The 1,813-nt window shown below is 67.3% G+C and carries 1 protein-coding gene; it reads right to left on the reverse strand.

Annotated elements, in window-relative coordinates:
- Positions 1-137 precede the first annotated feature (137 nt).
- On the reverse strand, positions 138-1,169 hold the full coding sequence (locus E0H75_RS42770) for a permease (protein WP_131519470.1): 1,032 nt from the start codon (positions 1,167-1,169) through the stop codon (positions 138-140).
- Positions 1,170-1,813 lie beyond the last annotated feature (644 nt).

Raw genomic sequence — 1,813 nt, forward strand, 5'->3', positions numbered from 1 at the left:
GGCGATGAGGATCAGTCCCGCGGCGAGGAGCATCCAGCGCATACCGGGTTTGACGTAGCGCAGGTAGGTGTTCGAGGTCGCGAGCTGGACCACCGCGGCTCCGACGAACACCATGACCAGGCCGGCGACGTTCCTTCTCACAGTAACCACGATCCGACGACCAGGCTGGCGAGGATGGCGATCACGAATGTGGCCGGCGCGAATCGGACGGCGAAGCGGGGACCGAAGGTCCCGGTCTGCAGGGCGATCAGTTTCACGTCGACGATCGGTCCGACCACCATGAACGCGAGCCGGGCGGTCAGGCTGAACTGGGTGAGGCTGGCCGCGACGAATGCGTCCGCTTCGGAGCAGATCGCGAGCAGTACGGCGAGCAGTCCGAGGATCAGTACGGACAGCAGCAGGCTGCCGGCCACTTGGTCGAGCCAGCTGCGGGGGACCACTACGTTGAGCGTGGCCGCGGCCGCGGCTCCGATGACCAGGAACCCGCCGGCGTGCAGGAAGTCGTGCAACATCGACGATCGGAAGACGTCGAGTTTGCCGGCGTCGTCGGCGTGCCGGTTCTTCGGCATCCGCAGCCAGGAGCCGCCCTTGCCGGTCAGCAGCCAGAGCCAGCCGAGGATCATGGAGACCGCGAGCGAGGTGACGGCGCGGGCGACCACGACCTTCGGTTGACCGGGGAATGCGACCGCGGTGGATGCGAGTACGACGGGGTTGATCGCTGGTGCGGACAGCAGGAACGCGATCGCCGCGGCCGGGGTCACGCCACGGTTCATCAGGGCGGCCGATACTGGCACCGATGCGCATTCACAGCCGGGCAGTACGACGCCCGACGCGCTGGCGACCGGTACGGCGAGGGCCGGGTGCTTGGGGAGTGCCTTGGCGAAGAACGACGCCGGGACGAACGCGGTCAGCGCCGCGGACAGCAGCACGCCCAGGACGAGGAACGGCATGGCCTGGATCGTGACGCCGACGAACATCGTCGCCCAGGTCCGGATCCCGTCACCGGTGAACACGCCGGTGAAGATCCGCCGCCCGAACAGTGCCAGCCCGACCAGCAGGACGAGCGTCGCGGTGAACGCGATCGACGATCCGGTGGGTGGCGGACTCCCCGGATCTGCCGTTGTACCGGCGGATTCCGTCGCTTCGGCGGCGTCGGTAGGCGTGCTCATGGGCGGCATCTTGACACACGGAGAGCATCCGGACGAGCACTCGTCGCACCGATGAAACAAGAATCGGCGGCGTTCCGGCAAAAACCCTTGTGGAGCCTCGCGGCATGGATTGCGACATCGTGTGTGCAGTCAACGACTCATCGTCGCCGACCGGGAGTGTCTGGAACCGGAGGTAGCTATCGATCGGGTTGGAGTCGGGCCGTGTGGACGCTGAAGTGCTCGTCGGGGTCATCCCAGGTGATGTGGAGCCAGAGCGGGCCGGCGCCGTCGATCGTTCCGTCGCCCGCCGCGCTCAGCGGACCTGGCCGTTGAGCAGTCCCCAGTCGTCCTGTCGCGGGCGGCGCCATCTGAGGAGGATCAATAGCCAGACAGCTGCCGCCGTTGGAAGCGTGGGGAAGATCGGCTCGCGGGCTCGTCAGTCGGGATGAGAACGGGCGGGCGTGCAGGTTCGAGGCTCGGACCAACTACTAGGATCTGGACGGACGTACTCGGTCGGTCGCGAACTGGGGCGATACCGCGCGCCAGACGGAGAATCGACACCGTGCCTGGGCGATGACCGAACCGCTGGCCAGGTCGAACGCGGCGAACAGGCTGGTGGTGCCGTGCCGCACGTAGTCGTGGGTCATCCGTGCTGGGGTGGCGGG

The sequence above is a fragment of the Kribbella capetownensis genome, from assembly GCF_004331485.1.
Lineage (GTDB): Bacteria > Actinomycetota > Actinomycetes > Propionibacteriales > Kribbellaceae > Kribbella > Kribbella capetownensis.